Origin of the sequence: Alloyangia pacifica, from assembly GCF_900116195.1 — a bacterium.
Classification (GTDB): domain Bacteria; phylum Pseudomonadota; class Alphaproteobacteria; order Rhodobacterales; family Rhodobacteraceae; genus Salipiger; species Salipiger pacificus.
The window spans coordinates 1-26,123 of record NZ_FOZW01000006.1 but is presented as its reverse complement, the minus strand read 5'-3'; the positions used below and the strand labels follow the sequence as shown (position 1 = coordinate 26,123).

The 26,123-nt window shown below is 68.4% G+C and carries 29 protein-coding genes; 15 read left to right on the top strand and 14 right to left on the bottom strand.

Features of this window, described 5'->3' with window-relative positions; genetic code table 11:
* The first annotated feature begins 3 nt into the window (after window positions 1–3).
* Both BM397_RS13365 and BM397_RS13360 read left to right on the top strand, forming a co-directional pair.
* On the top strand, window positions 4–1,017 hold the full coding sequence (locus BM397_RS13365; RefSeq protein ID WP_092425537.1) for a 5-oxoprolinase subunit C family protein: 1,014 nt from the start codon (window positions 4–6) through the stop codon (window positions 1,015–1,017).
* A 27-nt stretch (window positions 1,018–1,044) separates the two neighbouring features.
* Window positions 1,045–1,821, top strand: a complete 777-nt coding sequence (locus tag BM397_RS13360) for a LamB/YcsF family protein (RefSeq protein ID WP_092425409.1) — start codon at window positions 1,045–1,047, stop codon at window positions 1,819–1,821.
* A 26-nt stretch (window positions 1,822–1,847) separates the two neighbouring features.
* Here the strand turns inward: BM397_RS13360 and BM397_RS13355 are convergent, their stop codons facing one another.
* The 6 genes from BM397_RS13355 to BM397_RS13330 all read right to left on the bottom strand — a co-directional run bounded on the left by BM397_RS13355 (window position 1,848) and on the right by BM397_RS13330 (window position 7,883).
* A complete protein-coding gene (locus BM397_RS13355; RefSeq protein WP_092425412.1) occupies window positions 1,848–2,879 on the bottom strand; it encodes a siderophore-interacting protein in 1,032 nt (343 codons plus the stop codon).
* Between the two features lie 16 nt (window positions 2,880–2,895).
* A complete protein-coding gene (locus tag BM397_RS13350; protein ID WP_092425414.1) occupies window positions 2,896–3,702 on the bottom strand; it encodes an ABC transporter ATP-binding protein in 807 nt (268 codons plus the stop codon).
* A complete protein-coding gene (locus tag BM397_RS13345; RefSeq protein ID WP_092425417.1) occupies window positions 3,699–4,676 on the bottom strand; it encodes a FecCD family ABC transporter permease in 978 nt (325 codons plus the stop codon). The genes BM397_RS13350 and BM397_RS13345 overlap by 4 nt, the downstream gene beginning before the upstream one ends.
* Window positions 4,673–5,659 carry a FecCD family ABC transporter permease gene (locus BM397_RS13340; protein ID WP_092425420.1) on the bottom strand — a complete coding sequence of 329 codons (987 nt, stop codon included), beginning with the start codon at window positions 5,657–5,659 and terminating at the stop codon, window positions 4,673–4,675. The genes BM397_RS13345 and BM397_RS13340 overlap by 4 nt, the downstream gene beginning before the upstream one ends.
* On the bottom strand, window positions 5,659–6,663 hold the full coding sequence (locus BM397_RS13335; protein WP_092425421.1) for an ABC transporter substrate-binding protein: 1,005 nt from the start codon (window positions 6,661–6,663) through the stop codon (window positions 5,659–5,661). Before BM397_RS13335 ends, BM397_RS13340 begins: the two co-directional genes overlap by 1 nt.
* Before the next feature lie 179 nt (window positions 6,664–6,842).
* Window positions 6,843–7,883 carry a zinc ABC transporter substrate-binding protein gene (locus BM397_RS13330; RefSeq protein ID WP_092425423.1) on the bottom strand — a complete coding sequence of 347 codons (1,041 nt, stop codon included), beginning with the start codon at window positions 7,881–7,883 and terminating at the stop codon, window positions 6,843–6,845.
* Window positions 7,884–8,033: 150 nt separating this feature from the next.
* On the opposite strand from BM397_RS13330, the gene BM397_RS13325 reads away from it, so the two are divergent.
* The 3 genes from BM397_RS13325 to BM397_RS13315 are packed head-to-tail and all read left to right on the top strand — an operon-like array spanning window position 8,034 to window position 10,092.
* Window positions 8,034–8,525: a transcriptional repressor gene (locus BM397_RS13325; protein ID WP_092425425.1), complete on the top strand. Its 492-nt coding sequence runs from the start codon at window positions 8,034–8,036 to the stop codon at window positions 8,523–8,525.
* Window positions 8,522–9,298: an ATP-binding cassette domain-containing protein gene (locus BM397_RS13320; protein WP_092425539.1), complete on the top strand. Its 777-nt coding sequence runs from the start codon at window positions 8,522–8,524 to the stop codon at window positions 9,296–9,298. The genes BM397_RS13325 and BM397_RS13320 overlap by 4 nt, the downstream gene beginning before the upstream one ends.
* The gene (locus tag BM397_RS13315) at window positions 9,298–10,092 is read left to right on the top strand and encodes a metal ABC transporter permease (protein ID WP_092425428.1); all 795 of its coding nucleotides are present in this window, start codon (window positions 9,298–9,300) and stop codon (window positions 10,090–10,092) included. Before BM397_RS13320 ends, BM397_RS13315 begins: the two co-directional genes overlap by 1 nt.
* A gap of 7 nt (window positions 10,093–10,099) precedes the next feature.
* Here the strand turns inward: BM397_RS13315 and BM397_RS13310 are convergent, their stop codons facing one another.
* The 3 genes from BM397_RS13310 to BM397_RS13300 all read right to left on the bottom strand — a co-directional run bounded on the left by BM397_RS13310 (window position 10,100) and on the right by BM397_RS13300 (window position 14,690).
* On the bottom strand, window positions 10,100–12,025 hold the full coding sequence (locus BM397_RS13310; RefSeq protein WP_092425431.1) for a capsule polysaccharide biogenesis protein: 1,926 nt from the start codon (window positions 12,023–12,025) through the stop codon (window positions 10,100–10,102).
* Window positions 12,026–12,141: 116 nt separating this feature from the next.
* The gene (locus BM397_RS13305; protein WP_092425433.1) at window positions 12,142–13,284 is read right to left on the bottom strand and encodes a polysaccharide biosynthesis/export family protein; all 1,143 of its coding nucleotides are present in this window, start codon (window positions 13,282–13,284) and stop codon (window positions 12,142–12,144) included.
* Window positions 13,285–13,379: 95 nt separating this feature from the next.
* Window positions 13,380–14,690 (bottom strand): capsule polysaccharide biogenesis protein, encoded by a 1,311-nt coding sequence (locus tag BM397_RS13300; RefSeq protein WP_092425435.1) that lies wholly within the window; start codon window positions 14,688–14,690, stop codon window positions 13,380–13,382.
* Between the two features lie 153 nt (window positions 14,691–14,843).
* Here BM397_RS13300 and BM397_RS13295 point away from each other — a divergent pair, with 153 nt between their 5' ends.
* From BM397_RS13295 to BM397_RS13255, 10 genes are all read left to right on the top strand, one after another.
* Window positions 14,844–15,431, top strand: a complete 588-nt coding sequence (locus BM397_RS13295; protein WP_092425437.1) for a riboflavin synthase — start codon at window positions 14,844–14,846, stop codon at window positions 15,429–15,431.
* Between the two features lie 405 nt (window positions 15,432–15,836).
* Window positions 15,837–15,989, top strand: coding sequence for a hypothetical protein (locus BM397_RS29330; protein WP_176806672.1), 153 nt, complete (start codon window positions 15,837–15,839; stop codon window positions 15,987–15,989).
* A 123-nt stretch (window positions 15,990–16,112) separates the two neighbouring features.
* A complete protein-coding gene (locus BM397_RS13290) occupies window positions 16,113–17,033 on the top strand; it encodes a cation diffusion facilitator family transporter (protein WP_092425443.1) in 921 nt (306 codons plus the stop codon).
* 110 nt (window positions 17,034–17,143) lie between these two features.
* A complete protein-coding gene (locus BM397_RS13285) occupies window positions 17,144–17,770 on the top strand; it encodes an ATP-dependent Clp protease proteolytic subunit (RefSeq protein ID WP_092425445.1) in 627 nt (208 codons plus the stop codon).
* A gap of 156 nt (window positions 17,771–17,926) precedes the next feature.
* A complete protein-coding gene (gene clpX / locus BM397_RS13280; protein WP_092425448.1) occupies window positions 17,927–19,192 on the top strand; it encodes an ATP-dependent Clp protease ATP-binding subunit ClpX in 1,266 nt (421 codons plus the stop codon).
* A gap of 89 nt (window positions 19,193–19,281) precedes the next feature.
* Entirely contained in the window at window positions 19,282–19,851 is a 570-nt protein-coding gene (locus BM397_RS13275) for a hypothetical protein (RefSeq protein WP_143187065.1), read from the top strand.
* Between the two features lie 6 nt (window positions 19,852–19,857).
* Window positions 19,858–20,220, top strand: coding sequence for a RidA family protein (locus BM397_RS13270; RefSeq protein ID WP_092425454.1), 363 nt, complete (start codon window positions 19,858–19,860; stop codon window positions 20,218–20,220).
* Window positions 20,221–20,299: 79 nt separating this feature from the next.
* Entirely contained in the window at window positions 20,300–20,683 is a 384-nt protein-coding gene (locus BM397_RS13265) for an NADH:ubiquinone oxidoreductase subunit NDUFA12 (protein WP_092425457.1), read from the top strand.
* Between the two features lie 17 nt (window positions 20,684–20,700).
* Window positions 20,701–21,150, top strand: coding sequence for an outer membrane lipid asymmetry maintenance protein MlaD (mlaD, locus tag BM397_RS13260; RefSeq protein WP_092425459.1), 450 nt, complete (start codon window positions 20,701–20,703; stop codon window positions 21,148–21,150).
* Window positions 21,147–21,506, top strand: a complete 360-nt coding sequence (locus BM397_RS13255) for a DUF2155 domain-containing protein (protein WP_092425461.1) — start codon at window positions 21,147–21,149, stop codon at window positions 21,504–21,506. The genes mlaD and BM397_RS13255 overlap by 4 nt, the downstream gene beginning before the upstream one ends.
* On the opposite strand, the gene aat is transcribed toward BM397_RS13255, so the two are convergent.
* The 5 genes from aat to BM397_RS13230 form a co-directional block, all read right to left on the bottom strand.
* Window positions 21,470–22,105: a leucyl/phenylalanyl-tRNA--protein transferase gene (gene aat / locus BM397_RS13250; protein ID WP_092425464.1), complete on the bottom strand. Its 636-nt coding sequence runs from the start codon at window positions 22,103–22,105 to the stop codon at window positions 21,470–21,472. The two genes, BM397_RS13255 and aat, sit on opposite strands and share 37 nt — an antisense overlap.
* Window positions 22,106–22,171: 66 nt before the next feature.
* Window positions 22,172–23,524, bottom strand: a complete 1,353-nt coding sequence (accC, locus tag BM397_RS13245; protein WP_092425467.1) for an acetyl-CoA carboxylase biotin carboxylase subunit — start codon at window positions 23,522–23,524, stop codon at window positions 22,172–22,174.
* Window positions 23,525–23,533: 9 nt separating this feature from the next.
* Window positions 23,534–24,022 (bottom strand): acetyl-CoA carboxylase biotin carboxyl carrier protein, encoded by a 489-nt coding sequence (accB, locus tag BM397_RS13240; protein ID WP_092425470.1) that lies wholly within the window; start codon window positions 24,020–24,022, stop codon window positions 23,534–23,536.
* A gap of 288 nt (window positions 24,023–24,310) precedes the next feature.
* On the bottom strand, window positions 24,311–24,934 hold the full coding sequence (locus tag BM397_RS13235; RefSeq protein WP_092425472.1) for a hypothetical protein: 624 nt from the start codon (window positions 24,932–24,934) through the stop codon (window positions 24,311–24,313).
* 275 nt (window positions 24,935–25,209) lie between these two features.
* Window positions 25,210–26,123: AMP-binding enzyme (locus BM397_RS13230; RefSeq protein ID WP_143187064.1), on the bottom strand; the 914-nt coding region annotated here is incomplete at its 5' end.

Here is a 26,123-nt window from a genome sequence, read left to right as displayed (position 1 = left end):
ACACTGACCCGCGAGCTGATCGTGCACCGCGCCGGGCCGGCGGTCACCGTGCAGGACGGCGGACGTCCGGGCTGGATCGCCTATGGCCTCTCGCGAGGCGGCGCGATGGACCGCATGGCGCTGGCCGAGGGTGCCGCGCTGCTCGGGCAAAGGGAGAGCGCCGCGCTGGAAATGGGCGGCATGGGCGGGCGCTTCGAGGCGGGCTGCGATCTGCGCATCGCCCTCACCGGCGCGCCGATGCGGGCCAGCGTCGACGGCGCGCCGGTCACATGGCACGCCTGCCATGCCCTGCCCAAGGGCGCGGTTCTGGAGATCGGGCCGTTGCAGGCCGGAGCCTATGGCTACCTGTCGGTGGGCGGGGGTTTTGCGCCCGAAGACATCCTCGGCGCGGTCTCGGCGCATCTGACCGCGGGGCTGGGCCGGTCGGTGGCGGCGGGTGACCGGATCCCCGTGGGGGTGGACAAGGGCGGCGCCGTGGCGCGCAAGCTGGCGGTGGAGGATCGCTTTTCGGGCGGCGAGCTGCGCGTGGTCGAGAGCCTGCAGACCCGGCTTTTCCCCGAGGACCAGCGCGCCCGGCTCTGCACCACCCGTTTCACCCGCGACGCCCGCGCCAACCGCATGGGCGTGAAGGTGGTGCCCGAGGGAGAGCCTTTCGGCGTCGAGGGCGGGCTCTCGGTGGTCTCGGAGATCATCACCCCCGGCGACATCCAGGTGACCGGCGATGGCGCGCCCTTCGTGCTTCTGGCCGAATGCCAGACCACCGGTGGCTATCCGCGTCTCGCGACGGTGATCCCGGCCGACCTGCCGCGCATCGCGCAGGCGCCGGCGGGGGCCGAGCTTCGCTTCCGCTTCGTCTCGATGGACGAGGCACTGGCGGCGGAAGCCGCGCACCGCGAGGCGCTGAAGGCGCTGCCGCGCCGGGTCGAGCCGCTGGTGCGGCATCCCGGCGACGTGCCCGACCTCTTGAGCTACAAGCTGGTCAGCGGGTTCTCCAACGGCGAACATCACGATCACTAGACACCACAGGCAAAAGGGGAGCGCGGCATGACCAGCGTCGATCTCAACGCGGATATGGGAGAAAGCTTCGGCCCCTGGGTCATGGGGCAGGATGCGGCGCTGCTTGAGGTGATCACCTCGGCCAATATCGCCTGCGGCTTTCACGCCAGCGATCCCGACGTCATGGCGGCGACGATGAAGCTGGCGGTCGAGAAGGGCACCGGCATCGGCGCGCATCCGGGCTTTCCCGACCTGCAGGGCTTCGGGCGCCGCCGGATGCAGCTGTCTTCGGCCAACCTGCGCAACCTCGTGGCCTACCAGCTCGGCGCCGCGCAGGCGATGGCGGGGATGGCGGGCGGCAAGGTGCGGCACCTGAAGCTGCACGGCGCGCTGGCCAACATGTGTGCCGAGGACAAGGCCATGGCGCTCGCCGCCTACGAAGGCGCGCTCGCCGTCGATCCGGAGATCATCGTCATGGTGCTGGCGGCGACGCAGCAGCAGGCGGCGGTCGAGGAGCTGGGCTGCCGCTGGGCGGGGGAAATCTTTGCCGACCGGGCCTACAATGACGATGCGACGCTGGTCGACCGGGCGCTGCCCGGCGCGGTGATCCACGACGCGGCGCTGGCGGCCGAGCGCATGGTGAAAATGGTGCAGGCCGGGGCGATCATCACCGAGAGCGGCAAGCACATCCCGGCGGCGGTGGACACCATCTGCCTGCACGGCGACGGCAAGACGGCGCTGGAGATCGCCCGCGCGGTGCGTGCGGCGCTCGAGGGCGCGGGCGTGACGCTCGAGGTTTTCCCGGGCCGAAGCGGCGCGATCTGAGGGGCGCGGTCTGAGAGCGATCGCCCTCAGCCGGCGATCCAATAGGCGCCAAAATACCCGCGATCCCGCGCCAGCCCGAGGTCCTTGAAGTGGGCCTTGGCGGCGCGGACCACCGCTTTCTCGGCGGCCACCCAGACGTATTGTCCGTCTTCGATCCGCGCAACATCGGTCAGCGCCGCGGCGAGCCCGCCGCGTTCGCCGCGGGTGATCCAGCGCAGGATCATCCCCGCCGGTACGGTCATCTCGGGGCGGTCCTGCGCCGAGGCGGTCTCGACCAGGACCGTGCCGCGGCGGTCCTGCGGCGAGTGTTCGAGGATGCGGCGGATCGCGGGGAGTGCGGTCTCATCCCCGGCGAGCAGAATGTGCCCGGCTTCCGGGAAGTCGCCGCCGCCCGGGCCCATCACGCCGACCGTCTCTCCCGGTGCCGCGCGCCGTGCCCAGTCGGTCGTGCGTCCGCCCTCATGCTCGTAGATGTCGAAGGCGAAGCGGCCGGTCCCGGCATCCAGCCAGACAAAGGTATAGGCGGCGCGGTGCAAGGCGCAGGCGCCATCGGGCCAGATCGTCCGGCCTTTCTCGGTCAGCTCGGGCCAGCGCCGGGTCTCGCCCTCGGGTGGCAGCAGCAGCGAGAAGTGCATGCCGCCGGTCTGCAGCGCCGCGATGCCGTCGCAGGCCATCTCGACGCGCAGGAAATTCGGGGTGATCCGCCGGGTGCCGAGCACTGTGGCGAAGTGGAAGTTGGGCGGCGTCCGCGCCGCCTCGATGCCGCTCCAGGCCATGCGCGCGCCGGCCTCGGGCAGCACGTGGTCGAGCAGGTAGATCACGCTTTCGCGGCACTGGTGCAGCGGCACCTCGCTCTCGGCGGCGATCTCGACATCGAAACCGCGGCGGTCGATGTTCAGGGCGACCTCGGCGCCGGTATAGCGCACCTTGAGCCGCCGCCCGCGCTGCTCGAGCGGCAGGCCGTATTCCTCGAGGTGGGCACGCAGATGCGCGATGAAGCCCTCGGGGACCGCGCCGTCGAAGCGGCTGGTCGAGGTTGGTCGGGGGGGCAGGGACATGGGGCGGTCCTCTCGGTCAGAGCGGAATGATCATCGGGGTGCCGGTCACCGGATCGGGATCGACGCGGGCAGCAAGGCCGAAGGCGGTCTGCAGGTTCGCGGGGGTCAGCACGTCCCAGGGGGCGCCGGTGGCGACCAGCCCGTCCCGGCCCAGGAGCACCAGCCGGTCGGAGAAGCGGGCGGCGAGGTTCAGGTCGTGCAGCACCGAGATCACGGTCAGCCCGGCCTCGCGGTTGCGGCGGCGCAGCAGCGCGAGCACGTCGATCTGGTGCACGAGGTCGAGGTAGGTGGTCGGCTCATCGAGCAGCAGCAGCGGCGCGCCCTGCGCCAGCACCAGTGCGATCCAGGCGCGCTGACGCTGCCCGCCCGAGAGCTCGCCGATGGGGCGTTCGGCAAACTCGGTCATCTGCACGGCGGCGAGGGCCTCGGCGCAGGCGCGGGCGTCTTCTTCGCGCCAGGGGGTGAAGAGGCCCCTCCACGGCGTGCGGCCGCGCTTCACCAGATCGGCGACGGTGATGCCCTCGGGGGCGATGGGCGATTGCGGCAGGATCGCCATTTCGCGCGCCAGCGCACGGGTGTCGCGGCGGTGGATGTCCTCGCCGTCAAGCAGCACGCGCCCGGCGGAGGGCTCCAGCAGCCGCGCCATGGCGCGCAGCAGAGTCGACTTGCCGCAGCCATTGGGACCGAGGATCGCCGTCATCTCGCCGCGTGGCAGCTCGAGCGACAGCTCCGAGATCACCGGGCGCTCGGCATAGCCCAGCGAGAGCGTCTCGGCCAACAGGCCCGCAAGGAGCGTGTCTGCGGTTTGCAGGTCGAGGGTCATAACTCGCCTTTCTCCATTTCGCGCGAGAGGCGCCATAGCAGGTAGGGGGCGCCCAGCAGGCCGGTCATTACCCCGGCGGGCAGCTGGATGCCCGGAAGTGCCGCGCGGGCGGCAAGGTCGGCCACCACCAGCACCAGCGCGCCGGTGCCCGCCGCCGCCAGCATCCTGCCGGGCAACCTCTGCGCCCCGGTGATGCGCGCACCGAGCGGGCCGGACATCAGCGCGATGAAAGGCACGGGGCCGGCCACCGCCACGCCTGCCGCCGCCAAGAGCAAGGCGGTTCCGGCCAGCGCCATGCGGGCCGGGCCGACGCGCAGTCCGAGGCCCGCCGCGAGATCCTCGCCGAGTTCCAGCGCGGCGAGGCGGCGCAGCTGCGCCAGCGCCAGCGCGGCGAGCAGCGCACCGATGAGCCAGACCTGCGCCACGTGGCTCCAGTCGCGCGCGGCCAGCGAGCCGGTCAGCCAGCGCTGCGCCTCGGCGGCCTGGGTGTGCGGCAGCAAGGTCAGCAGGAAACTCGACAGCGCGGAGGCGATAAAGCCGATGCCGAGTCCGACGAGGATCATCGTCAGCGGCGGCGTCGCGTGGCCCCTGCGCTGCGACAAAAGCGCGACCAGCAGCGCCGCCACAAGTCCGCCGCCCGCGGCCAGCAGCGGCATGGGCAGGCTCAGCCCCAGAGCGATCGCGGCGATGATCGTCAGGCCCGCACCCGCGGTGAAGCCCATGATGTCCGGCGCTGCCAGCGGGTTGCGGAACAGCGTCTGGAAGAGCGCACCCGAGAGCCCGAGCACCGCGCCGGCGCCGAGCGCCGTCAGCACGCGGGGTCCGCGGATCGTTCCCAGAACCAGCGCGCCGGGGCCCTCGCCGTCGCTCAGCCCCTGCCAGAGCAGGACGGGGCTCAGCCGCACCTGTCCCAGCATCAGCGCTGCCAGCGTGGCGGCAAGCAGCAACAGGCAGAGGGTCAGCGCGCCTCTCATGCGGTGGCTCCCGGCCGCAGGCGGCGCGCGACCCAGAGGAACATGGGCCCGCCGATCAGCGCGGTCATGACGCCGGCGCGGACCTCGGAGGGGGGCATGACCACCCGGCCCAGCGTGTCGGCGAAGAGCAGCAGCGCTGCGCCCAGCAGGGCCGAGGCGATGAGCTCGCGGCGCAGCGAGTGCCCGGCGATGAGGCGGGCCAGCGGCGGCACCATCAGCCCGAGGAAGGCGATGGGCCCTGCCACCGCCACGGCGGCCCCGGTGCAGAGCGTGACCACCGCCAGCGCCGCTGCCTGCACCCGGCGCGGCTTGGTGCCGAGCCCGCGCGACAGGGCAGAGCCCAGCGAGAGCGCCTCGATCTGCGGGGCGACGGCGAGGGCGAAAATACCGCCGCCGGCGGCGATCAGCGCCATCTCGGCGAGCGGGCGGCTGGCGGCCTGGGTCAGCGAGCCTGCTACCCAGAAACGGAACATGTCGAGCGTGTCCTGCCGCACCAGCACGATGGCGGTGACCAGCGACAGCAGTAGCGCGTTCAGCGCGGCTCCGGCCAGCGTCAGCCGCACCGGGCCGACGTCTCCGCGAAGTCCGCCGCCCAGGATGAACACCAGCGCCGAGGCCAGAGCCGCGCCGGGGAACGTCAGCAGTGCCACCGATGCCTCACCCGCGGCACCGAAGGCCGTCGCTCCGATCAGCAGTGCGAAGGCGGCGCCCGAGTTCACCCCGAGGAGGCCGGGATCGGCCAGCGGGTTGCGGGTCATCACCTGCATGACAGTGCCGGCGATGCCGAGTGCCCCGCCCGCGATCAGCCCCGCCGCCAGCCGGGGCAGCCGGATCGCCACCATCGTGACGTGGTCGGGGTTGGTGGGGTCATAGGCGCGCAGCGCCTCCAGCGCCACGGCGGGCGTCACCGGACGCGCGCCGACCGACAGGGCAAGCACCAGCGCGAGCGCCAGCAGCGCGAGAAGTCCGAGCAGGCGCAGCATCAGAGCAGACCGGCCTCTTGCGCGCTCGGCACCACCGTCGCCGGATCGCCGTCGAGCGCAGCGGCGATCTCCGGCTCCAGCCGGTCCAGCGCGTAGGGCATCGACAGCACGCTGCCGAAGGAGAGCGCGCCGGACAGCAGCGCGTCGCAAAAGATCTCGCGCCCCTCGGCATTGGCGCGCAGGGTGCGGCGCATGGCCAGCGCGGCGAGGTCATCCGCCTGTCCGCCGGAGGAAATCCACATCAGCAGGTCGGCGTCGATGGGCGAGAGGTCCTCGGGCGAAAGCGCGGTGTAGAAGCCGTCGGCCCCCTGCATCCGCGCCAGCGCCTCGGGCAGGTGAAAGCCCATCTCGCGCAGCACTTGCACCCGGCTGTCTCCGCCGAGAAAGGCGCTGGTCTGCCCGCCCTCGTGCCAGGCGCAGACGGCGCTGCGGCCCTGCCAGTCGGGGTGCTGGGTGCGCAGCGCCGAGAAGCGGTCGCGCAGGCCCGAGATCAGGGTCTCGGCGCGCTCCGAGGTGCCGGTGGCGCGCGCGATCATCCGCAGCTCGGCGTCCCAGGGCATGCCGTAGGGGGTGGAGTCCGCCTCGTGCATCAGCACCGGCGCGATCTGCGAGAGCAGCGCGTATTCGGATTGGCTGATGCCCGAGCCAATGGCGACGATCAGCTCGGGGGCGAGGCTGGCGACAGTTTCAATCGACACCTCGCCGGTCATCAGCGCGGGCTGCGCCCCGCCAAGCAGCTCCTGCGCCCAGGGCCACACGCCGTTGGGGTGATCGCCGTACCAATAGCGGATCGCCTGCGGCACGACCCCCAGCGCCAGCAGGCTGTCCTGCGTCGTGTAGCCGAGCGAGACCACCCGCTTTGCCGGACCCGGCAGAACCGTCTCGCCGTAGGCATGGTCGAAGCGCAGTTCACCGGTCTGCGCCCGCAGGGGCTGAACGGTGAGCAGGCTGCCTGCGGCGGCGATGAAGCCACGGCGGCTGAATCGGGCGGGAGAGGTCTGCATCGGGGCTCCTTGCGCGGATTTGGCGCTGGCGGCTCCGGGGTGGCTGAGACTGGCGGGCCCGGTGAGACGCGGCGCCCGCGTCCTTTATCCAAGCTAATTAGTCGGGATTTACGGCAAGGAAAAGCCCCTTTGCCGTCAAGGCAAAGGGGCGTCGCGTCGCCGTGAGGGGTGGGGCGGGATTATTGCGCCGCGCAGTCGGCGATGCGCTGCGCCAAATCCTCGATCAGCGCGGGATAGAAATCGGCGCCGGGCGCGATCTTGGTGCCGAGCGGGTCAAGCTCGGCCACCGGGGTGCCTGCGCCCTCGGTCACCGCCGCGATCAGCCGAGGGTCAAACTGCGGCTCGGCGAAGACGCAGGCGGTCTCGGCCCCGTCCAGCGCATCGCGCAGCGCGTCGAGCCGGGCGGGGCTGGGCGCGGTGGCATCCGACAGCGAGATCGCCCCGAGCACGGTCAGCCCGAAGCTCTTCTCGTAGTACTGAAAGGCGTCGTGGAAGACGACGAAGTTGCTGCCCTGCACCGGGGCCAGCAGCTCCTCGGCGCTGGCGCGCGCCGCGGCGATGCGGGTCTGTGCGGCTTCGGCATTGGCGGCATAGGTCTCGGCGTTCTCCGGGTCCTGCTTTGAGAGCGTCTCGGCGATGGCGGTCAGCCAGGTGCTTGCGTTGTCGACCGACAGCCAGGCGTGGGGATCGTCGCCCTCGTGGTGGTGGCCTTCGGCGTCGTGGCCGTGATCGTCATGGTCGTCATGTGTGTCGTGCGCGTGTTCGTCATGATCATCGTGCTCGTGCTCATGATCGTCATGGCCAGCCTCCTCCTGCGCATCGTGATCATCGTGCCCGCCGTGGTCGTGTTCGTCATGTGCGCCCGGCTCGGCGAAGAGCACGTCGTTGCGGGCCTCGAAATGCTGCGTGCCGGGCAGGTCGAAGAGGGTCACGGCGGTGCCCTCCTTGGCGATCGCCTCGATCTTGCGGGCGAGGTCGGGGCTCAGTTCCTCGCCGATCCAGAACACCAGGTCGGCATTCTGCAGGGCACGCGCCTCGGAGGGTTTGAGCGCATGGCTGTGCGGCGAGGCCCCGGCCGGCACCAGCTGTTCCGGCGTGCCAAGATCGCCCATCACGCTGGCGACAAGACCCTGCACCGGGGCGATGTCGGTCACCACCTTCGGAACCTCGGCGAAGGCAGGGCTGGCGAGCAGCAGGGCGGGGAGGAGAGAACGGTACATCTGGGCCTCTTGGGTGGTGGGTCTCGGAATCGGATCATGTTATAACGTAACAACAGGCGGGGTTGATATCGGCTACACTATAACATATCAACCCCCATCTACCGCGGTCCGGATCACGGGACCGAGATGTCAGGCATCAGGGCAGGCGACATGACAGAGCACAGCGATCCTCTCGGCTTCACCAAGCACGACCACGCGCATTGCCGCGATCACGCCCTCCAGGCGGCAGAGGACACCTGCGCCCGCGAAGGGCTGTCGCTGACCAAGCAGCGGCGCCGTGTGCTCGAGCTGCTGCTGCGCAAGCACAAGGCCATGGGGGCCTACGAGCTGCTCGACGCGATGCGCGACGATGGCCAGCCGGCGCAGCCGCCGACGGTCTACCGGGCCCTGGATTTCCTCGTCAGCAACGGCTTCGCGCACAAGATCGAGCGTCTCAACGCCTTTGTCGCCTGTGCCCATCCCGGCGAGCGGCACAAGCCTGCCTTCCTGCTGTGCAGCGCCTGCGGGCTCGTGGCCGAAATGCCCTCGCAGGCCATCGGCGCGGCGGTGAAGGCCGCGGCCGAGGAGCTGGATTTCGCGCTGGAACGCATGGTGGTCGAGGCCGAGGGACTCTGCCCGCAGTGCCGCGGGGCCGCCGCATGAAACTGATAGAGGCGCAGGGGCTGCGGGTCAGCCTCGGCGAACACCCGGTATTGCAAGGGGTGGATTTCCACGTCGACCCCGGAGAGATCGTCACCATCGTCGGGCCGAACGGTTCGGGCAAGTCGACGCTGCTGCGCACGCTGATCGGCGCGGTGAAGCCGCAGGCGGGCAAGGTGACGCGCAAGCCCGGGCTTCGGCTTGGTTACGTGCCGCAGAAACTGCAGATCGACGCGACCCTGCCGCTGACCGTGGCGCGCTTCCTGTCGCTGCCGCACCGGATCAGCCGTGCCGAGGGACGCGCGGCGCTGGAAGAGGCCGGGGCGGGGGCACTGGAAGGCCGGCCCATGTCGGGGCTTTCGGGCGGCCAGTTCCAGCGCGTGCTGCTGGCGCGGGCCATCCTCGGCAAGCCCGAGGTGCTGCTGCTCGACGAGCCGACGCAAGGGCTCGACCAGCCGGGCTCGGCGGCCTTCTACCGGCAGATCGAGCAGATCCGCGCGCGGCTCGGCTGCGCGGTGGTCATGGTCAGCCACGAGTTGCACGTGGTGATGAGCGCGTCCGACCGGGTGGTTTGTCTCAATGGCCACGTCTGCTGCCAGGGCCACCCAGAAACGGTGGCACAGGCGGCGGAATACCGGGCGCTCTTTGGCACCGGAACCCATGGCGCACTGGCGCTCTACCGGCACGAGCATACCCATACGCACGACCATGCCCACGAACGTGGACATGATCATGCCCATGACCACCACCACGATCACGCGGGACACGGGCACTGATGCTGGATGATTTCCTTGTACGCGCGGCGCTGGCGGGGCTCGGCCTCGCGCTGGCCGCGGCACCGCTCGGCTGCTTCGTGTCGTGGCGGCGCATGGCCAATTTCGGCGATGCCACCGCCCATGCGGCGATCCTCGGCGTGGCGCTGTCGCTTGCGCTGTCGCTGCCGGTCTTTGCCGGCACGCTCTTCGTGGCGCTGGTCATGGCGGTGCTGGTCGGCGCATTGAGCGAGCGCGGCCTCGGCATCGACACGGTGCTCGGGGTGCTGGCCCATGGCGCGCTGGCGATCGGCCTCGTGGCGATCACCTTCGTGCCCGGCGCACGGCTCGATCTCTCGGCCTATCTCTTCGGGGACATTCTCGCGGTGACAAAGAGCGATCTTGCGGTGATCTGGGGCGGGGCGGCGCTGGTGCTAGGGCTGCTGATCTGGCGCTGGCAGGCGTTGCTGACCGCGACGCTCTCGCCCGATCTTGCCCATGCCAGCGGCATCGATCCGCGGCTGGAAAGCCGGGTGCTGACGGTGGCGCTTGCGCTGACCGTGGCGGTGGCGATCAAGGTGGTGGGCGTGCTGCTGATCGGGGCGATGCTGCTGATCCCGGCGGCGGCGGCACGGCCCTTCGCCCGCACGCCCGAGGCAATGGCGCTGCTGGCGGCGGGCATCGGCGGGATCTCGGCGCTGGCCGGGCTGGAAGGGGCGCTGATCTTCGACACGCCGGCGGGGCCGAGCATGGTCTGCGCGGCGACGCTGATCTTCGCGGTGACGGCGAGCCTCGGGGCGATGCGCGCGCGGCGCTGAGGATTTCTCAGCGCCAGAGATGGGCCTGTGAGGCGAACAGCCCCTGCAGTTTCGACAGCAGCCGGTTGCGAACGCCGGGATGAGGGATCGTGCCGCGTTCCAGCCGGTCGGCGACAGTCTCCACCGTGCAGGGCAGGCCGCTCACCGGATCACGGTAGCGCGGGTAGGCAATGAGCGTTGCGTGCACAAGGGCCTCGAGCGTCGGCCGTTGACCTGCGAGGCGGCGCGCCGGGACCGGCCCGAGATCGCGCGTGAGGCCCCAGCCCGCGTAGAAGGGCGCGCCGAGCGTGGTGACCTGAACGCCCCGCAACAGTGCCTCGAAGCCGGTGAGCGAGGTCATCGTCCAGACCTCCTGCACGTCGCGCAGCAGCGCGCCCATGTCGGCTCCCTCGACGGTGAGATCGGCCCATTGTTCGGGCCCCTCGACCGCCCCCTTGCGCAGCCCGGCGCTGACGTCGGGGTGCGGCTTCCACAGCAGGATGGCGTCCGGGTTCTCGGCCCGCGCGCGCGCGAGCAGGGCGGCGTTGCTTTGCATGTCGGGGCTGCCGAGGCGGATCGAGGTGTCGTCCTCGACCTGACCGACCACGAGAATGCGGTGCCCTTCGGGCAGTGAGGGCGGTGGAGCGCCGAGGTTGTACTTCGTCAGCCCCGCTCCGGTCAGCCGTTCCATGAGTCGCTGGGTGCGCTCCTGCTGGTCGGGGCGCAACTCGGGCGTCGCGGCGATGATCCGTTCGAGTCGCGAGGGGCGGGTGGGGTCGTAGTAGATGCCGAGATCGTCGAGCACCAGCGACAGCGGCGGCACCAGCTCGGCCCCGAGCCCGCGTGAGCGCAGAAAGCCATCCTCGACCCGCACGATTTCGCCTTCGGCCTTCCCGGCCCAGGCCATATGGCGGCGGCTCGATTGCTCGGCCTTTTGCCCGGCGACGGCACCCTCGGCAAAGATCATCCCTGTCTGTCCGCCGAAGAAGCCTTGCAAGGCTCCCCGCTTCCACAGCCGCATGCCCGAGGCGACCCAGCCGAGATGATCCTCGCGCCACGCGCGGGTCTGCGCTTCCAGCGCGCCGAGCGCGTCCTCGAAGGGACAGAGTGCGTCGCAGCAGGGGTCGTACCACGTGGGGTAGAGGATCATTGCCGCGGCGAAGAGCTGCGCGCGGGTCAGGCTGCGGCCGCGGCGAGGCAGCGGCATCTCGTCCTGCGTCAGCCCCCATCCGGCGTAAAAGGGCGTGCCGAAGACCCGGGCGCGGTGTCCGGCGAGGATCGCCTCGAAGCCCAGCTGCGAGCTGAGCGTGTAGACGGCAACGGCCCCCTCGAGCAGCGCCCAGGGTGAGACGGGGTCGGTGCAGAGGCTGATCCGTCCCTGTGCGTCCTCGGACGTGAAATGCCCGGTCCGCAGGCCCTGCGCGGTCTCGGGGTGGGTCTTGATGACGATGCGCGCGCCGGGGTTTTCCTCCTGCGCCCAGTAGAGCATTTCCAGAAACCGGTTGCGGTCGCCGCCCGAGGCACGGACCGAGGCGTCGCCCTGGGTCTGGTCGATGACCAGCACGTAGCCGGGCACGGGCACGGGGTGCGCGGGGTCGAAGCCGGTGTATTTGGTCAGATGCGCCTCGCGCATCCGGGCGATGCCGCCACGGGCGCGTTGCAGCAGCGCGTGATCATCGAGCGGATGGGTCGCGAGAAGGGTCTCCAGATCGGAGGGCGCGGAGGCGTCGAAATGCACGCCGCTGCGGTCGATCAGCAGGCCGAGCGGCGGCTCGCCCTTGCGGCCGGGGTGCAGCGAGCGCAGGAAGGCATCCTCGATCCGCAGCAGGGACGCGCCGGAGCGCGCCGCCATTGCCTCGCCGCGGGCGGCATAGGGCGACTGGCCCCAGACGCCGATGTGATCCCCCGCCGAGGGGCGCCCGAGCGAGATTTTCCAGCCCGCCAGCGAGAGCATCCGCCGCAGTCGCGGCTGGGTCAGGAAACCGCCGGTGTAGACATAGAGACGCCGGGGGATTTCTCCCCCGGCGCTGCCCTGTCCCTCGTTATGATTATTCAGGGCGCTTATCCGGGTCAGTTGGTCACCGCGTCGCGGACGGTCGAGACGGTGGCGATGGCAGTCAGCGTGCCGGTCAGCGAGGTGATCGCCTTGCTCCACTGCGCGTAGGGTGCCTCGGTGACGTAGAGCGTGTCCTGGTCGCGCACCACGAAGTCGCGTGCCATGAACATGCCGTTGGGCTTGGTCAGGTCGAGCACGTAGACCATGCGCTGCGCGCCGATCAGATCGCTGCGGCCGAGCACCTGGTTGGCGATGTCTGCGGGCTCGTTGCGGAAGATGAAGACACCGGTCGGGTCCGAGGCCGAGGGCACAAGCCCGCCAACCTGCGCGATGGCCTCGACGGCGGAGAGCGTCTGCGTCTCGAAGGGTACGCGGGCCTGCGTGCCGGTGGCGCCGAGCGCGGTGAAGGCGCGGGTGTCCTCCTCGACGAGGATGCGGTCGCCGCCGCGCAGGGCGATGTCGTAGCGCGGGTTCTTGTAGAGGTCCTGGAACCAGATCTTGCCCTGGTTGCCGCCGCGCAGAACGGTGATCTGGGCGATCTCGGGCTCGATGGTGATGCCGCCGGCGCGGGCGAGCATGGACGACAGCGTGCGGGTCGGACGCTCGATGGCGTAGACGCCCTGGCCGCCTACGGCGCCGACGAGGCTCACGGTCGAGCCGTCACCGGCAAGGCGGCGTACCTCGACCTGCGGGTCGGGGGTCTGGTCCTGCAGCTTGTCGGTGATGATCCGGCGCACGGTCTCGGGCGAGTTGCCCGAAGCCTTGATGCGGCCCGCGTAGGGCACGAAGATGAAGCCCGAGCCATCCACCTGCACCTCTTCGAGCGCGGTGGCATTGGTCTCGGCAGCGGCCAGCAGCCCGTCGTCGACGTTTTCCCAGATCGTCAGGCCGAGCGTGTCGCCGGGCTGGATGGTGTCGGAGCCGACGAGGCCGGCGCCCTGGAACTGATCGGAAAAGCCGAGCGCGGGCACGACGGCGGTGGCGCGGGTCACCCGGTCGTTCACCGACACGATGAAGGCGTCGCCTTCGCGCTGCACGGAACCGGCGTAGATTTCACCCTTGTTGGGACCGACGCGCGGCAAGGCGCAGGATGCCAGAATCGACACTGCGGCCAGAAGGGCGGCGGATTTCGCCCATCGGGAGCGGGACTGTTTCACGGCTCGGTCTCCTCGACCTGTTCTTATCTGCCTCAGGTTTTTTGCGTAAGGTACGGAAAACCGGTTCCAAAAGCGAGTCCGGCCTTTGCGCGGCGTCAGCGGACCAGTCGCAACTGTTGCCGCGGAGCCGCGGTGCCGTTGCGCAGGGCGTCGTAAGGATCGTGTGGCGATAGCATCATATCGACCACCTGCCGCAGAAGTTGTCTGCGCCCGCGCGAGGCGTAGAAGCCCCCCGGAATCTGGCTGGTTTCAAGCAGATAACGCCGGTAGTCCTTGTAGGCGCGGCTGTCGGGGCGGGTCGGCTGGGCAAAGAACTCGGGCAGCGGCTGGTCCGAGACGAACTCGGGTTTGGCATAGACCGCGCGGCCGAAGGTCCTGAGCGGAATGCCGCGCCAGAGCACCTGCTGGCCGGCCGTGGAATTCACCGTCACCGCGCTGCGCGCATCGTCGAGCAGCTTTGCCAGCTTGCCCCCGGGGACGAAATGCACCCGGTCCGCGATACCGAGCCGACGCGCCGAGGTGGCGATCATCCGGCGCAGCGGCACCTGGCCGTTTTCCAGCGGGTGGGCCTTGAACACGAGGTGATGGTGTCCCGGCGCCCCCTTGGCGAAGCCTTCGAGTACCAGATCGACGAAGTCGGCCATGCTGTCGAAGGGCGAATGCTGGCGGAAACTGGAATCATGTTCGAGCTGCAGCAGCACGAGGTGATAGGGGTAGCCGCCGCGCCGGATGCGCAGGGTTTCGAGGGCGCGCTCGAGCCGGGTCAGCGGCATCAGCAGCAGTCGTTTCAAGTAGAGCTGGAACTCGCGCGCCACCGGAAGGTCGCGGTGGGCGCGGAAGCCCGCGTAGTCGCCGTTCCGGAACATCACGAACCAATGGTAGAGCGCGCCGTAAAAGATGTGCTGGCGCATGTCGCCCCAATGACCCGGCGGCAGGGGGGCTTCCATATCCGAGCGTTCCAGCGCGTCGCGCATGTCGCCCACACCCATCTCCATCAGACGTGAATGGCCGTTGGCACCGCCGCGCTCGTAGGTGACCCAGTAAGGGCGCATGTAGCCTTCCTCGAAGACATGGATGCGCAATCCGCGCCGCCGCGCCTCGGCCACCGCCTCTGCATGGATGCTGCGGGTGTCGCCGTAGAGCACGAGGTCGGTCACCCGTTTTTCGTCCAGCAGCGCCGCGAGATGCGCCGGCCAGTCCTCGGGCGCATCGGTGAAGGGCAAGTAGCTCTCGCCGTGGAACCAGAAAGCGCGGTCTCCGGCGTTGAAGCCGACCCGCCAGACCGCGGCACCGGTGCGGCGCAGCATGGCGCCGAGACGATGGAAAAACGGCCCGTGCGGCCCCTGCAGGAAGAGGAAGACGCGGCGCGGCGGCGCGGCTGTATGCTCTGCGGTTGCCTTGGACATGGGCACTCGTTAAGGATCGGCCTACTCGTAAGGGGTTGGCGTCCGGCCCATTGGCGCGGTGGCTCTCCCTAGCGGCAGTATTTGACCAAAATAAGGCCCTTGGCCAGCGCGGCAGCGCGCCGTGGCGTTTCGGGCCAGCGAGAGGATATGCAGATGTTCACCGGCATCGTGACCGACATGGGGGAAATCCGGGCGCTCGAACAGGCGGGCGATCTGACCGCACGCATCGGCACCGCCTATGATACCGCGGGCATCGAGATCGGTGCCTCCATCGCCTGCGACGGCGTCTGCCTCACCGTCGTCACGCTCGGTGACGACTGGTTCGACGTGCAGATCAGCGCCGAGACCCTGTCGAAGACCAACCTCGGCAGCTGGGAGGCGGGCAAGCGCGTCAACCTCGAGCGCGCACTGAAAGTCGGTGACGAACTGGGCGGGCACATCGTGTCGGGCCATGTGGACGGTCTGGCCGAGGTGGTGTCGATCCAGGACGAGGGCGACAGCACCCGCGTGCAGCTGCGCGCTCCGGACGAGCTGGCGAAATTCATCGCCCCCAAGGGCTCGGTGGCATTGAACGGCACCTCGCTGACGGTCAACGAAGTGCAGGGCACTGTGTTCGGCATCAACTTCATCCCGCACACGAAGGAAGTGACCACTTGGGGCGGCGTGAAGCTCGGCGACAAGGTCAACCTCGAGATCGACACCATGGCCCGCTACGTCGCGCGCCTGCGCGAGATGAGCTGAAGCCGGGGCGGACCTTCGACGCCTTGCCCGAAGGCTACGCCTTCGGTCGGGGCGCTGGCCCAGATGCCCGCTGTTCGTCGATGTCGAGGAGAAATGGAAACGGATCGGCGCCGAGGAAGCCGGCAACTGGCACTCCGTCATAGCCGATCCCTATAGCTACCTGCTGCGCCTCCGAAGAGCTTGGGTCGCGCGCGCCGCAGAGCTGAACCGCGGTCCCGCGCTGCCCGCCCGCTTTGGGCGGCGAAATCCGAAGCAAAAGCATCAAATTGTCCCAGAACTGCCTGCTCGCAGGAATGTGAGCGGCATGTTTCCGCCGTTTTCCGGCGCCACGGTGGTTTGCGCCAGATCGCGCCCCATATGAAAGGCCAGCGCCCCGAAGCAACAGGCACCAAGAAGGACGCCCCGATGAATTTCCGCCACTGGATACTCTGTATCGCTGCCCTTCTGTCGCTCTCGGCGGCGCTCGGGTTCTTTCCCGAGAACGATCAGGCCGAGACGCCGGGTTACGAGATCACCCGCAGCACGCCGGCGCCGGATCACTCCGACGCAGTTCTCTGACGGCGCGTTCCCTCCTTCCGATTTGGCTGAAGCGATGACCTGCTTGCCTGCCGCTTGGCACGGCGCGGCGCTTATCCAGTTGCCCCTATTGACCTTCCCGGCGTACGAGCGCCTGATGCCCGCATGAGTCACCACCACCATCACCACCATCATCACGTGGACCCCGAGGCCGGCGATTTTCGCATGGCGCTGGCGGTCGGCGTAAACATTCTGCTCACCGTCGCACAGGTCGTGGGCGGCATCCTCTCGGGCAGCCTCGCGATGATCGCCGATGCGTTGCACAATTTCTCGGATGCGATCTCGCTGATCATCGCGGCGCTGGCGCGCAAGATCGCGCGCCGCCCGGCCAATGCGGATATGCCCTTCGGCTATGCCCGGGCCGAGACGGTGGCGGCGCTGATCAACTACACCACGCTGATCGTCATCGGCGTCTACCTGATGATCGAGGCGATCCTGCGCTTCCTCTCTCCCGAACCGGTCGAGGGATGGATGATCGTGATCATCGCCGGGGTCGCGCTGGTGATCGACGTGGTGACCGCGCTGCTGACCTACTCGATGTCGAAAGACAGCCAGAACATCCGCGCCGCCTTCCTGCACAACGTGGCGGATGCCATGGGCTCGCTGGCGGTGATCCTCGCGGGGACGCTGATCCTGCTCTTCGGCTGGACATGGGTCGACCCGCTGGTGACGCTGCTGATCGCCGGATACATCCTGTGGATGGCCTTCGCCGAGGTCGGCGGGGTGATCCGCGTCCTGATGCTTGGCAGTCCGCCGGACGTGGTGCCGGCGCAGGTGCTGGAGGCGGCGCAGGCGATCGAGGGCGTGGCCGGGCTGCACAAGGCGCACCTCTGGCAGGTCGACGAACATACTGCCGCGCTGCAGGCGCATCTCGTCGTGGACGAAGGGGCCTGGGCCCGAGCCGACGGCATCAAGCGCGCGGTGAAAGAAGAGATGCAGAGCCGCTTCGGCCTGCGGCAGGTGACGCTCGAGCTGGAATGCAGCCGGCACAGTTGCGCATCACCGCAGGACTGGGGCGATGCCTGAGCGGCGGAATCGGCGCGGCAGCCCTTGCAGCCCCTCAGACCCGACACTAAGACTCGTTTAACGCGCGCGCGCTAGGCACCATTTGGACAAGACACAGCAGGCAGGCGAAGATGAAAGACCCTTTTGAAACGTACATGAACACCCTCGTCCCCATGGTCGTCGAGCAGACCAGCCGCGGCGAGCGGGCTTACGACATTTTCTCGCGCCTGCTGAAAGAGCGCATCATCTTCCTCTCGGGCCCGGTGCATGACGGGATGTCCTCGCTGATCGTGGCGCAGCTGCTGCACCTCGAGGCAGAGAACCCGAGCAAGGAAATCTCGATGTACATCAACAGCCCGGGCGGTGTTGTGACCTCGGGCCTGTCGATCTACGACACGATGCAGTACATCAAGCCGAAGGTCTCGACCCTGGTGATCGGCCAGGCGGCCTCGATGGGCTCGCTGCTGCTCGCCGCCGGTGAGCCGGGCATGCGCTTCTCGCTGCCCAACAGCCGCGTCATGGTCCACCAGCCCTCGGGTGGCTACCAGGGTCAGGCGACCGACATCATGATTCACGCCGAAGAGACGCTGAAGCTGAAGAAGCGCCTCAACGAGATCTACGTGAAGCATTGCGGCCGCACCCTCGAGGAAGTCGAGAAGGCGCTCGAGCGCGACAACTTCATGTCGCCCGAGGATGCGAAGGCATGGGGTCTCATCGACGAGATCGTCGAGAAGCGCGGCGGCACCGAAGAGGCTTGACCCCGCGTCCTTGCCGCGCGCCGAGGCGCGCGCGGCAATTTTGACATTGTGGACCGGAAAGGCCTGTCCTAGACTTTCCGGACTTGGCAGAGACGATAGGCCTCGTCGGGGCAACGGCCCCGACCAATTCGAACACAAGGCCTGGAAAGGTGTGACATGGCGACGAACTCCGGCGGCGACAGCAAAAACACCCTGTATTGCAGCTTCTGCGGCAAGAGCCAGCATGAGGTCCGCAAGCTGATCGCGGGACCGACCGTCTTCATCTGCGACGAATGCGTCGAGCTCTGCATGGATATCATCCGCGAAGAGACCAAGGGCGCTGGCCTGAAGTCCTCCGACGGTGTGCCCACGCCGCGCGAGATCTGCGACGTGCTTGATGACTACGTGATCGGCCAGATGAAGGCCAAGCGCGTGCTCTCGGTGGCGGTGCACAACCACTACAAGCGGCTCAACCACTCGCAGAAGAGCGGTGACATCGAGCTGGCGAAATCCAACATCCTGCTGATCGGCCCGACCGGCTGCGGCAAGACGCTGCTGGCTCAGACGCTGGCGCGCATTCTTGACGTGCCCTTCACTATGGCCGATGCGACCACGCTGACCGAAGCGGGCTACGTGGGCGAGGATGTCGAGAACATCATCCTGAAGCTGCTTCAGGCGAGCGAGTACAACGTCGAACGCGCGCAGCGCGGCATCGTCTACATCGACGAGGTCGACAAGATCACCCGCAAGTCCGAGAACCCCTCGATCACCCGCGACGTGTCGGGCGAGGGCGTGCAGCAGGCTCTGCTGAAGCTGATGGAAGGCACCGTGGCCTCGGTTCCGCCGCAGGGCGGGCGCAAGCATCCGCAGCAGGAATTCCTGCAGGTGGACACCACGAACATCCTGTTCATCTGCGGCGGCGCCTTTGCCGGTCTCGACCGGATCATCGCGCAGCGCGGCAAGGGCTCTGCCATGGGCTTCGGTGCCGATGTGCGTGACCCCGATCAGCGCGGCACCGGCGAGATCTTCAAGGAACTCGAGCCCGAGGACCTGCTGAAGTTCGGCCTGATCCCGGAATTCGTCGGCCGTCTGCCGGTGATCGCGACGCTCGAGGACCTGGACGAGGACGCGCTGGTGACCATCCTCACCCAGCCGAAGAACGCCCTGGTCAAGCAGTACCAGCGCCTCTTCGAGATGGAGGACACCACGCTGACCTTCACCGACGATGCGCTCTCGGCCATCGCGAAGAAGGCGATTGCGCGCAAGACCGGTGCGCGCGGCCTGCGCTCGATCCTCGAGGGTATCCTGCTCGACACCATGTTCGAGCTGCCGGGCATGGCAGATGTGACCGAAGTTGTGGTCAACGAGGAATCGGTGAACGCCGACGCCAAGCCGCTGCTGATCTATGCGGATCCGAAGAAGGAGCCTGCATCTGCCGGCTGACACGAGTGTGGTGAGTGACTTTCTGGTATGAGTATATGACGTGGATTCTGGCTCAGCTTGTACAGAATGCTTTGAAGATGCTTGCCGTCGTGGCAGGCATTTTCTTTTTGGGGGGTTGGGCCTGGTTCGCCTATTTCCAGGGTCGTGACCTGGAGGTCCGCGGGCTTCCCGCGCCGCATGACGGGCTGATGCGGCACGAGCGCGAGGGACCGTCCAGAACAAACAGCGCGACGATGTTGCGCGGGGCCGACGCGCCCGCGGGTGCAGAAGCCTACGCACAAAGGGTCTTTGGCGACCTCCTCCCGATCGAGACTGTTCTCGCCAGCAAGACCGCGGGGCATGGCGTCCCTGGCTGTACCTACGCGATCATCCGCACCGGCCCTGGGATTGCCCGCACGCCGCCCACTTCGGCGCTTGGCACCGTCTCGTGGGAGCGCTTCGGCGGGGACTGGCGGCAGACGCCCGAGCGTGTCTTCGGCACGCTTCCGGCGGATGCGCTGGCCGAGTGCCGGCGCGAGTGGCAGGCCGGTCTCGCCGGCGAGCTGCAGGATGCGCTGGACACGCCGGGCAACTGGTACATGCGCAGCGCGTCCGGCGAGGAGCTTCACATCTTTTCCGCGGATGGCCGTGTCGCCGCCCGCATCCGGCACGAGGGCTGACAGACAATGACCATCAAGCGCATTTCCTCAGGCGGCGAATTCGAGGCAAAGATCGGCTACTGCCGCGCCGTGGTGGCGGGCGGCTTCGTGCATGTCGCGGGCACCGTGGGGCAGGGCGAAACGGTGGTCGAACAGTGCCGCTCGGCGTTGGCCACCATCGAAAAGGCACTGGCCGAGGCCGGGGCGAGCTTTGCCGATGCGGTGCGGGTGACCTACTACCTGCCCGATGCCGCCGAATTCGAACCCTGCTGGCCGTTGCTGCGCGAGGCTTTCGGTGAAAACCCTCCCGTCGCGACGATGATCGAGACCGCCTTGATCGACCCGAAATTCCGGATCGAAATCGAACTGACCACACTGGCCCCCGCCTGACGGGGGTGCCGCGCGACGCCGCTGGACCTCGGCGGCGGATTTGGTCATACACGGGACAGGATTAAGCGAGGAGTCGTCCATGGGCATTCTCAACACGCTGCTGCGGGCCGTCACCTGGTGGAACGGGGCAACGCTGAACACCCAGCTCTACACGTCCCGCAAGGGCCAACGCGTCGGCGAGGACGAGCAGGGCAACGTCTTCTACCAGACCAAGGACGGCAAGCGCCGCTGGGTCATGTACAACGGCGAGGCCGAGGCGACCCGCGTCAGCCCCGACTGGCACGGCTGGCTGCACCACACCTTCGACCTGCCGCCCACCGAGCGTCCCTTCGCCCACAAGGCCTGGGAAAAGCCGCATGTCGAGAACCTGACCGGCACCGCCCTGGCCTATGCGCCCAAGGGCTCTATCCGCCGCCCCGAACCGGCCCCGCGCCGCGACTACGAGGCCTGGAGCCCCGAATAAGGGCCGGGACCAACCCCATGTCGCATTCTGCCACAGAGGTGATCGTCGGCGGGCTGGTGCTGGCCGGTGCCATCGCCTTTGGCGCCTATGCGGTCAGCGCCACCGGCTTTGCCATGGGGGCGGACCGGGGCTACCCGCTGAGCGCCAGCTTCCGCTCGCTCGAGGGCATCTCGGTGGGCAGCGACGTGCGGCTCGCGGGGGTAAAGGTGGGTTCGGTCAGCGATATCCGCCTGAACCCGGAAACCTACCGCGCCGACATGACGCTTCGGATGATGAATGATGTGCAGCTGCCCGACGACAGCTCGATCGTGATCGCCTCGGAGGGACTGCTCGGTGGCAACTTCGTCGAAATCAGCCCCGGTGGCTCGCCCTTCTACTACGGCGCGGGCGATGAGGTGCTGGACACGCAGGGCTCGGTCAGCCTGATGTCCCTGCTCTTGAAATACGTCGCAGGAGGCAGCGAATGAAACGTGCTCTGGCAGGACTCCTGATGCTGGTGGCTACGGCCGCAGGTGCACAGGAAACCACCGAGGAGGGCACCGGCGCGACGCTGCGCGGGCTCGACAAGCTGACCGGCCGGGTCACCGACCTCGAGATCGCCTCGGGCGGCAGCGTCGAGTTCGGTCGGATCGACATCGCGCTTGAGGATTGCCGCTATCCCGAGGGCAACCGGGCCGGCGACGCCTTTGCCTTCCTGACCATCCGCGAGGCAGGCAAACCGGATCCGGTGTTCCGGGGATGGATGATCGCCTCGTCGCCGGCGCTCAACCCGATGGACCACCAACGCTACGACGTCTGGGTGCTGCGCTGCACCACCTCCTGACCTGAGGCCGCCAGCGGCGTATCGGCAAGCGTCGGCTTGACGAGAAGCGCCGTGGCAAGCTGCGCCCGGTATTGGTGGCGCGGGATCTCTATGGCGCCCAGCGACGCCAGGTGTTCGGTCAGGAACTGCGTGTCGAAGAGGATGAACCCGGCACGGCGCAGCAGGTCGATCAGCCAGGCCAGTGCGATCTTCGAGCCGTCACGGCGGCGCGAGAACATCGACTCGCCGCAGAAGGCGCCGCCGACCTCGAGGCCGTAGACGCCGCCGACCAGCTCATCTTCCATCCAGACCTCGATGGAATGGGCATGGCCGCGTCGGTGCAGCTCGGTGAAGAGCGCGCGGATCTCGGAGTTGATCCAGGTCTCGCGGCGGTCGGCGCAGGCGTCGATGACCCCCTCGAAATCGCGGTCGAAGGTGACCTCGTAATCGTCCCTGCGCAGCCTGCGCGCGAGGCTGCGCGAGATGCGGAATCCCTGCATCGGGATAACGCCCCGGCGGCGCGGATCGACCCAGAAGAGCTCGGGGTCGTCGCGGTGCTCGGCCATGGGGAAGATGCCGGCGCGGTAGGCCTGCAGCAGCAGCTCGGGGCTGAGAGTCATGCGGCCCCTCCCCGGGATCGGGAAGGGGCCGCAACAAGGGATCGCTCCGCTCTGCTCACGCGCGGATCAGGCGTCGGCGAGCTTGCTGGCCAGCCATTTCTCGAGCCAGTGGATCGAGTAGTTGCCGGTCTGGATGTCCTTCTCCTGCAGCAGCGCGGAGAAGAGCGGCAGCGTGGTGTCGACGCCGTCGACGATCAGCTCGCCGAGCGCGCGGTCGAGCCGCGACAGCGCTTCGTTGCGGTCGCGCCCGTGCACGATCAGCTTGCCGATCAGGCTGTCGTAATAGGGCGGGATCGAGTAGCCCTGATAGAGCGCGCTGTCCATCCGCACACCCAGACCGCCCGGGGCATGGTACTGGGTGATCTTGCCGGGGCAGGGCGCGAAGGTCGGCAGACGCTCGGCGTTGATCCGCACCTCGATGGCATGGCCGTTGATCTCGAGCTCGTCCTGCCCGAAGGACAGGTCCATGCCCGAGGCCACGCGGATCTGCTCGCGCACGAGGTCCACGCCGAAGATCGCCTCGGTCACCGGGTGCTCCACCTGCAGGCGGGTGTTCATCTCGATGAAGTAGAACTCGCCGTCCTCGTAGAGGAACTCGATGGTGCCTGCGCCGGTGTAGTTGATCTTGGCCACGGCATCCGCGCAGACCTTGCCGATGCGCGCGCGCTCCTCGGGGGTAATGCAGGGGCCGGGGGCCTCTTCGAAGACCTTTTGGTGACGGCGCTGCAGCGAGCAGTCGCGCTCGCCGAGGTGGACCGCCTTGCCCTTGCCGTCACCGAAGACCTGGATCTCGATGTGGCGCGGGCGCTGCAGGTACTTCTCGATGTAGACCTCGTCGTTGCCGAAGGCGGCCTTGCCTTCGGCGCGGGCGGTCTGGAAGGCGCGCTCCATCTCGGCCTCGGAGTTCGCGACCTTCATGCCGCGTCCGCCGCCGCCGGCGGTGGCCTTGATGATCACCGGGTAGCCGATGTCGCGGCCGACCTGCTTTGCGGTCTCGAGGTCGGGCACGCCGCCATCGGAGCCCGGCACGCAGGGCACGCCGAGCGCCTTCATCGTGTCCTTGGCGGTGATCTTGTCACCCATGACGCGGATGTGCTCGGCGGTCGGGCCGATGAAGGTGAGGCCGTGGTCCTCGACCATCTGCACGAAGCGCGCGTTCTCGGACAGGAAGCCATAGCCCGGGTGGATCGCCTGGGCGCCGGTGACTTCGCAGGCCGAGATGATGGCGGCCGGCGAGAGGTAGCTGTCGGTGGACGGTGCCGGGCCGATGCAGATCGTCTCGTCTGCCATGCGCACGTGCATGGCGTCGGCGTCCGCCGTCGAGTGGACCGCCACCGAGGCGATGCCCATCTCGCGGCAGGCGCGGATCACGCGGAGCGCGATCTCGCCACGGTTCGCGATGAGGATTTTGTCGAACATGGCTGCCTCTTACTCGAGGATGACCAGCGGGGCGCCGTATTCGACCGGAGCGCCGTCCTCGACGAGGATACGCTTCACCGTGCCCGCGCGCGGGGCGGGGATGTGGTTCATGGTCTTCATCGCCTCGACGATGACCAGCGTGTCGCCTTCCTTGACCTGCGCGCCGACCGAGATGAACGACGGGGCGCCGGGCTCGGGCTGCATGTAGACGGTGCCGACCATCGGCGAGGTGACGGCGCCGGGGTGCGCGGCCGGATCCTCGGGCAGCTCTGCTGCGGGGGCGGCTGCGACCGGTGCGGCGGCGGGGGCTGCGGCCGGTGCCGCTGCGACGGTGGCGGCCACCGGAGCCTGCGGCTGCACGCGGCTCACGCGGACATTGAGGCTGTCCTCTTCGCCGTATTCACGCTTGACCTGCAGTTCGGTCAGGTCGTTTTCACGGAGCAGTTCAGCCAGTGCCTTGATGAAGGCCACGTCGGCTTCGTGGTTGTCTTTGCTCATGCGGTCCTCGCCGGTGTTATGCTGGGCCCGGTCTGTGCAGGGCCTGATGATTTCGCGCTTATAGGACAAGCTTTGGCGCATGAAAAGCGAGGCGGTGCGGGAAATCGGACGGGAGAGGGTCGCAAATCGTGGCGTTTCGGCCCGGGATCGGACCGCAACGCCGGGGAGACAGCACAAGGAGAGGCGTTTTGCAGGGCAGAAGGCGCCGTCTCGGCGCGCTCCCTGCCTCACGGCAAGCCGGCTTGGGCCCTGCAACGGTTCAGACCGAGGGCGGGTTTCGGGGTGATCTCAACCCTCTGGATGGGTCTCGAAGGAATGGCTATCGGAGGTCGAATCAGCACCATAACCGCGTTCTGCCAAGCCGGTGGCGGGCATCTCGGGCTCGGTACGATGGTGGCCGACCGGCTGCGGATCACGGCGCGTCGACCCCGATGGAAGCGCCTCGGTGCCGCCGCGAGCCTGCGCGGGGGGCGAAACGCCCCGGGCCGCACCCTCGGGAGATTGCCCCTTGGTCAGGGCCCCGGTCGCGGTGCGCTCCGGGTCCTCGGTTGTCGGCCCGCTGCCCGAAACCGCAGCGCCGGCATCCTCGGTCGAACGAGCCGCATCGGAGCCGGTAGGGGCCCGCAGGGGCGGGGTCTCCGGCGGCCGGTTCTCAGGGGGCGGGATGCTGGCGGCCATGCGCGCGATGGCCTTGTCGCGCAACTCCTTCAGCAGCGCCTCGGCCTGTTCTTCCAGCAGCGCCGAGATGCGGATCTGCATGATCGAGGGCGGCGCCACGTGGTTTGCCGGGTCGGGCAGGCCGGTGAGGCTGCGCCAGAAACCGGCGGGCGGCTGCCCCTCGGTGCCGTGGTCCGTGGCATGGTCCGCGGCATGGTCCGTGTCGGTCGTGGATTGCTCCTTGACCGGTTGCACCTTGGTCTCCTCGGCCGTCCTGACCGGGGCGCCGGGCAAGCCGAGGGGGTGCCCGGTGGCCAGAGGTGCCACCACTTGGGGAACACCTGTCAACTGCATCGAAATGCTCCGTCTGCTATCGGCCCCACGGGATTGAGCGTAGCACAAGCTGGCGGCGGCGGCAGCGGGATCGCTCGGATTGTTCCCATTTTCGGGTAAACCGGTTGACCGCTTATCAAGGCGCTCGGCATGAAGAGGGCCCCCGCAGGGGCCCTTCCAGGCGGCGGCCCTGCGGCTCACCCCTTGTTTGCGCGGTTTTCGATGAGGTCGTCGACGACGGAGGGGTCGGCGAGGGTGGAGGTGTCTCCGAGGGCGCCGTAGTCGTTCTCGGCGATCTTGCGCAGGATGCGGCGCATGATCTTGCCGGAGCGGGTCTTCGGCAGGCCGGGGGCCCATTGGATGAGGTCGGGCGAGGCGATCGGGCCGATCTCGGTGCGGACCCAGGTGCGGAGTTCCTTCTTCAGGTCCTCCGACGGCTCGACGTCGTTCATCAGCGTGACGTAGCAGTAGATGCCCTGGCCCTTGACCGCATGCGGGTAGCCGACGACGGCGGCCTCGGCGACCTTGGCGTGGGCGACGAGCGCGCTTTCCACCTCGGCGGTGCCCATGCGGTGGCCCGAGACGTTGATCACGTCATCGACGCGGCCGGTGATCCAGTAGTCGCCCTCCTCGTCGGCGCGGCAGCCGTCGCCGGAGAAGTAATAGCCCTTGTACTGCTGGAAGTAGGTCTGCTCGAAGCGCTCGTGATCGCCCCAGACGGTGCGCATCTGGCCCGGCCAGCTGTCCTTGATCGCCAGCACGCCCTCGGTCGGCCGTTCGGAGATCTCGACACCCGAGGTCGGCTCGAGCACCACCGGCACGATGCCGAAGAAGGGTTTCATCGCCGCGCCCGGCTTGGTGGCATGGGCGCCCGGCAGCGGGGTCATCAGGTGGCCGCCGGTCTCGGTCTGCCACCAGGTGTCGACGATCGGGCAGTTTCCCTTGCCGATCTTGTCGTTGTACCAGTTCCAGGCCTCGGGGTTGATCGGCTCGCCGACGGTGCCCAAGAGCTTCAGCGACGACAGATCGCAGCCGTCCACATAGCTGTCGCCCTGGCCCATCAGCGCGCGGATCGCGGTGGGGGCGGTGTAGAACTGGTTGACCTTGTGCT

Bases quoted from the DNA above. Each gene is read 5' to 3' on its own strand.
- BM397_RS13360 (WP_092425409.1), top strand. From the start codon at position 1,045: ATGACCAGCGTCGATCTCAACGCGGATATGGGAGAAAGCTTCGGCCCC.
- BM397_RS13355 (WP_092425412.1), bottom strand. From the start codon at position 2,879: ATGTCCCTGCCCCCCCGACCAACCTCGACCAGCCGCTTCGACGGCGCG.
- BM397_RS13350 (WP_092425414.1), bottom strand. From the start codon at position 3,702: ATGACCCTCGACCTGCAAACCGCAGACACGCTCCTTGCGGGCCTGTTG.
- BM397_RS13345 (WP_092425417.1), bottom strand. From the start codon at position 4,676: ATGAGAGGCGCGCTGACCCTCTGCCTGTTGCTGCTTGCCGCCACGCTG.
- BM397_RS13340 (WP_092425420.1), bottom strand. From the start codon at position 5,659: ATGCTGCGCCTGCTCGGACTTCTCGCGCTGCTGGCGCTCGCGCTGGTG.
- BM397_RS13335 (WP_092425421.1), bottom strand. From the start codon at position 6,663: ATGCAGACCTCTCCCGCCCGATTCAGCCGCCGTGGCTTCATCGCCGCC.
- BM397_RS13330 (WP_092425423.1), bottom strand. From the start codon at position 7,883: ATGTACCGTTCTCTCCTCCCCGCCCTGCTGCTCGCCAGCCCTGCCTTC.
- BM397_RS13325 (WP_092425425.1), top strand. From the start codon at position 8,034: ATGACAGAGCACAGCGATCCTCTCGGCTTCACCAAGCACGACCACGCG.
- BM397_RS13320 (WP_092425539.1), top strand. From the start codon at position 8,522: ATGAAACTGATAGAGGCGCAGGGGCTGCGGGTCAGCCTCGGCGAACAC.
- BM397_RS13315 (WP_092425428.1), top strand. From the start codon at position 9,298: ATGCTGGATGATTTCCTTGTACGCGCGGCGCTGGCGGGGCTCGGCCTC.
- BM397_RS13310 (WP_092425431.1), bottom strand. From the start codon at position 12,025: ATGCTCTCGCTGGCGGGCTGGAAAATCTCGCTCGGGCGCCCCTCGGCG.
- BM397_RS13300 (WP_092425435.1), bottom strand. From the start codon at position 14,690: ATGTCCAAGGCAACCGCAGAGCATACAGCCGCGCCGCCGCGCCGCGTC.
- BM397_RS13295 (WP_092425437.1), top strand. From the start codon at position 14,844: ATGTTCACCGGCATCGTGACCGACATGGGGGAAATCCGGGCGCTCGAA.
- BM397_RS29330 (WP_176806672.1), top strand. From the start codon at position 15,837: ATGAATTTCCGCCACTGGATACTCTGTATCGCTGCCCTTCTGTCGCTC.
- BM397_RS13290 (WP_092425443.1), top strand. From the start codon at position 16,113: ATGAGTCACCACCACCATCACCACCATCATCACGTGGACCCCGAGGCC.
- BM397_RS13285 (WP_092425445.1), top strand. From the start codon at position 17,144: ATGAAAGACCCTTTTGAAACGTACATGAACACCCTCGTCCCCATGGTC.
- clpX (WP_092425448.1), top strand. From the start codon at position 17,927: ATGGCGACGAACTCCGGCGGCGACAGCAAAAACACCCTGTATTGCAGC.
- BM397_RS13270 (WP_092425454.1), top strand. From the start codon at position 19,858: ATGACCATCAAGCGCATTTCCTCAGGCGGCGAATTCGAGGCAAAGATC.
- BM397_RS13265 (WP_092425457.1), top strand. From the start codon at position 20,300: ATGGGCATTCTCAACACGCTGCTGCGGGCCGTCACCTGGTGGAACGGG.
- mlaD (WP_092425459.1), top strand. From the start codon at position 20,701: ATGTCGCATTCTGCCACAGAGGTGATCGTCGGCGGGCTGGTGCTGGCC.
- BM397_RS13255 (WP_092425461.1), top strand. From the start codon at position 21,147: ATGAAACGTGCTCTGGCAGGACTCCTGATGCTGGTGGCTACGGCCGCA.
- aat (WP_092425464.1), bottom strand. From the start codon at position 22,105: ATGACTCTCAGCCCCGAGCTGCTGCTGCAGGCCTACCGCGCCGGCATC.
- accC (WP_092425467.1), bottom strand. From the start codon at position 23,524: ATGTTCGACAAAATCCTCATCGCGAACCGTGGCGAGATCGCGCTCCGC.
- accB (WP_092425470.1), bottom strand. From the start codon at position 24,022: ATGAGCAAAGACAACCACGAAGCCGACGTGGCCTTCATCAAGGCACTG.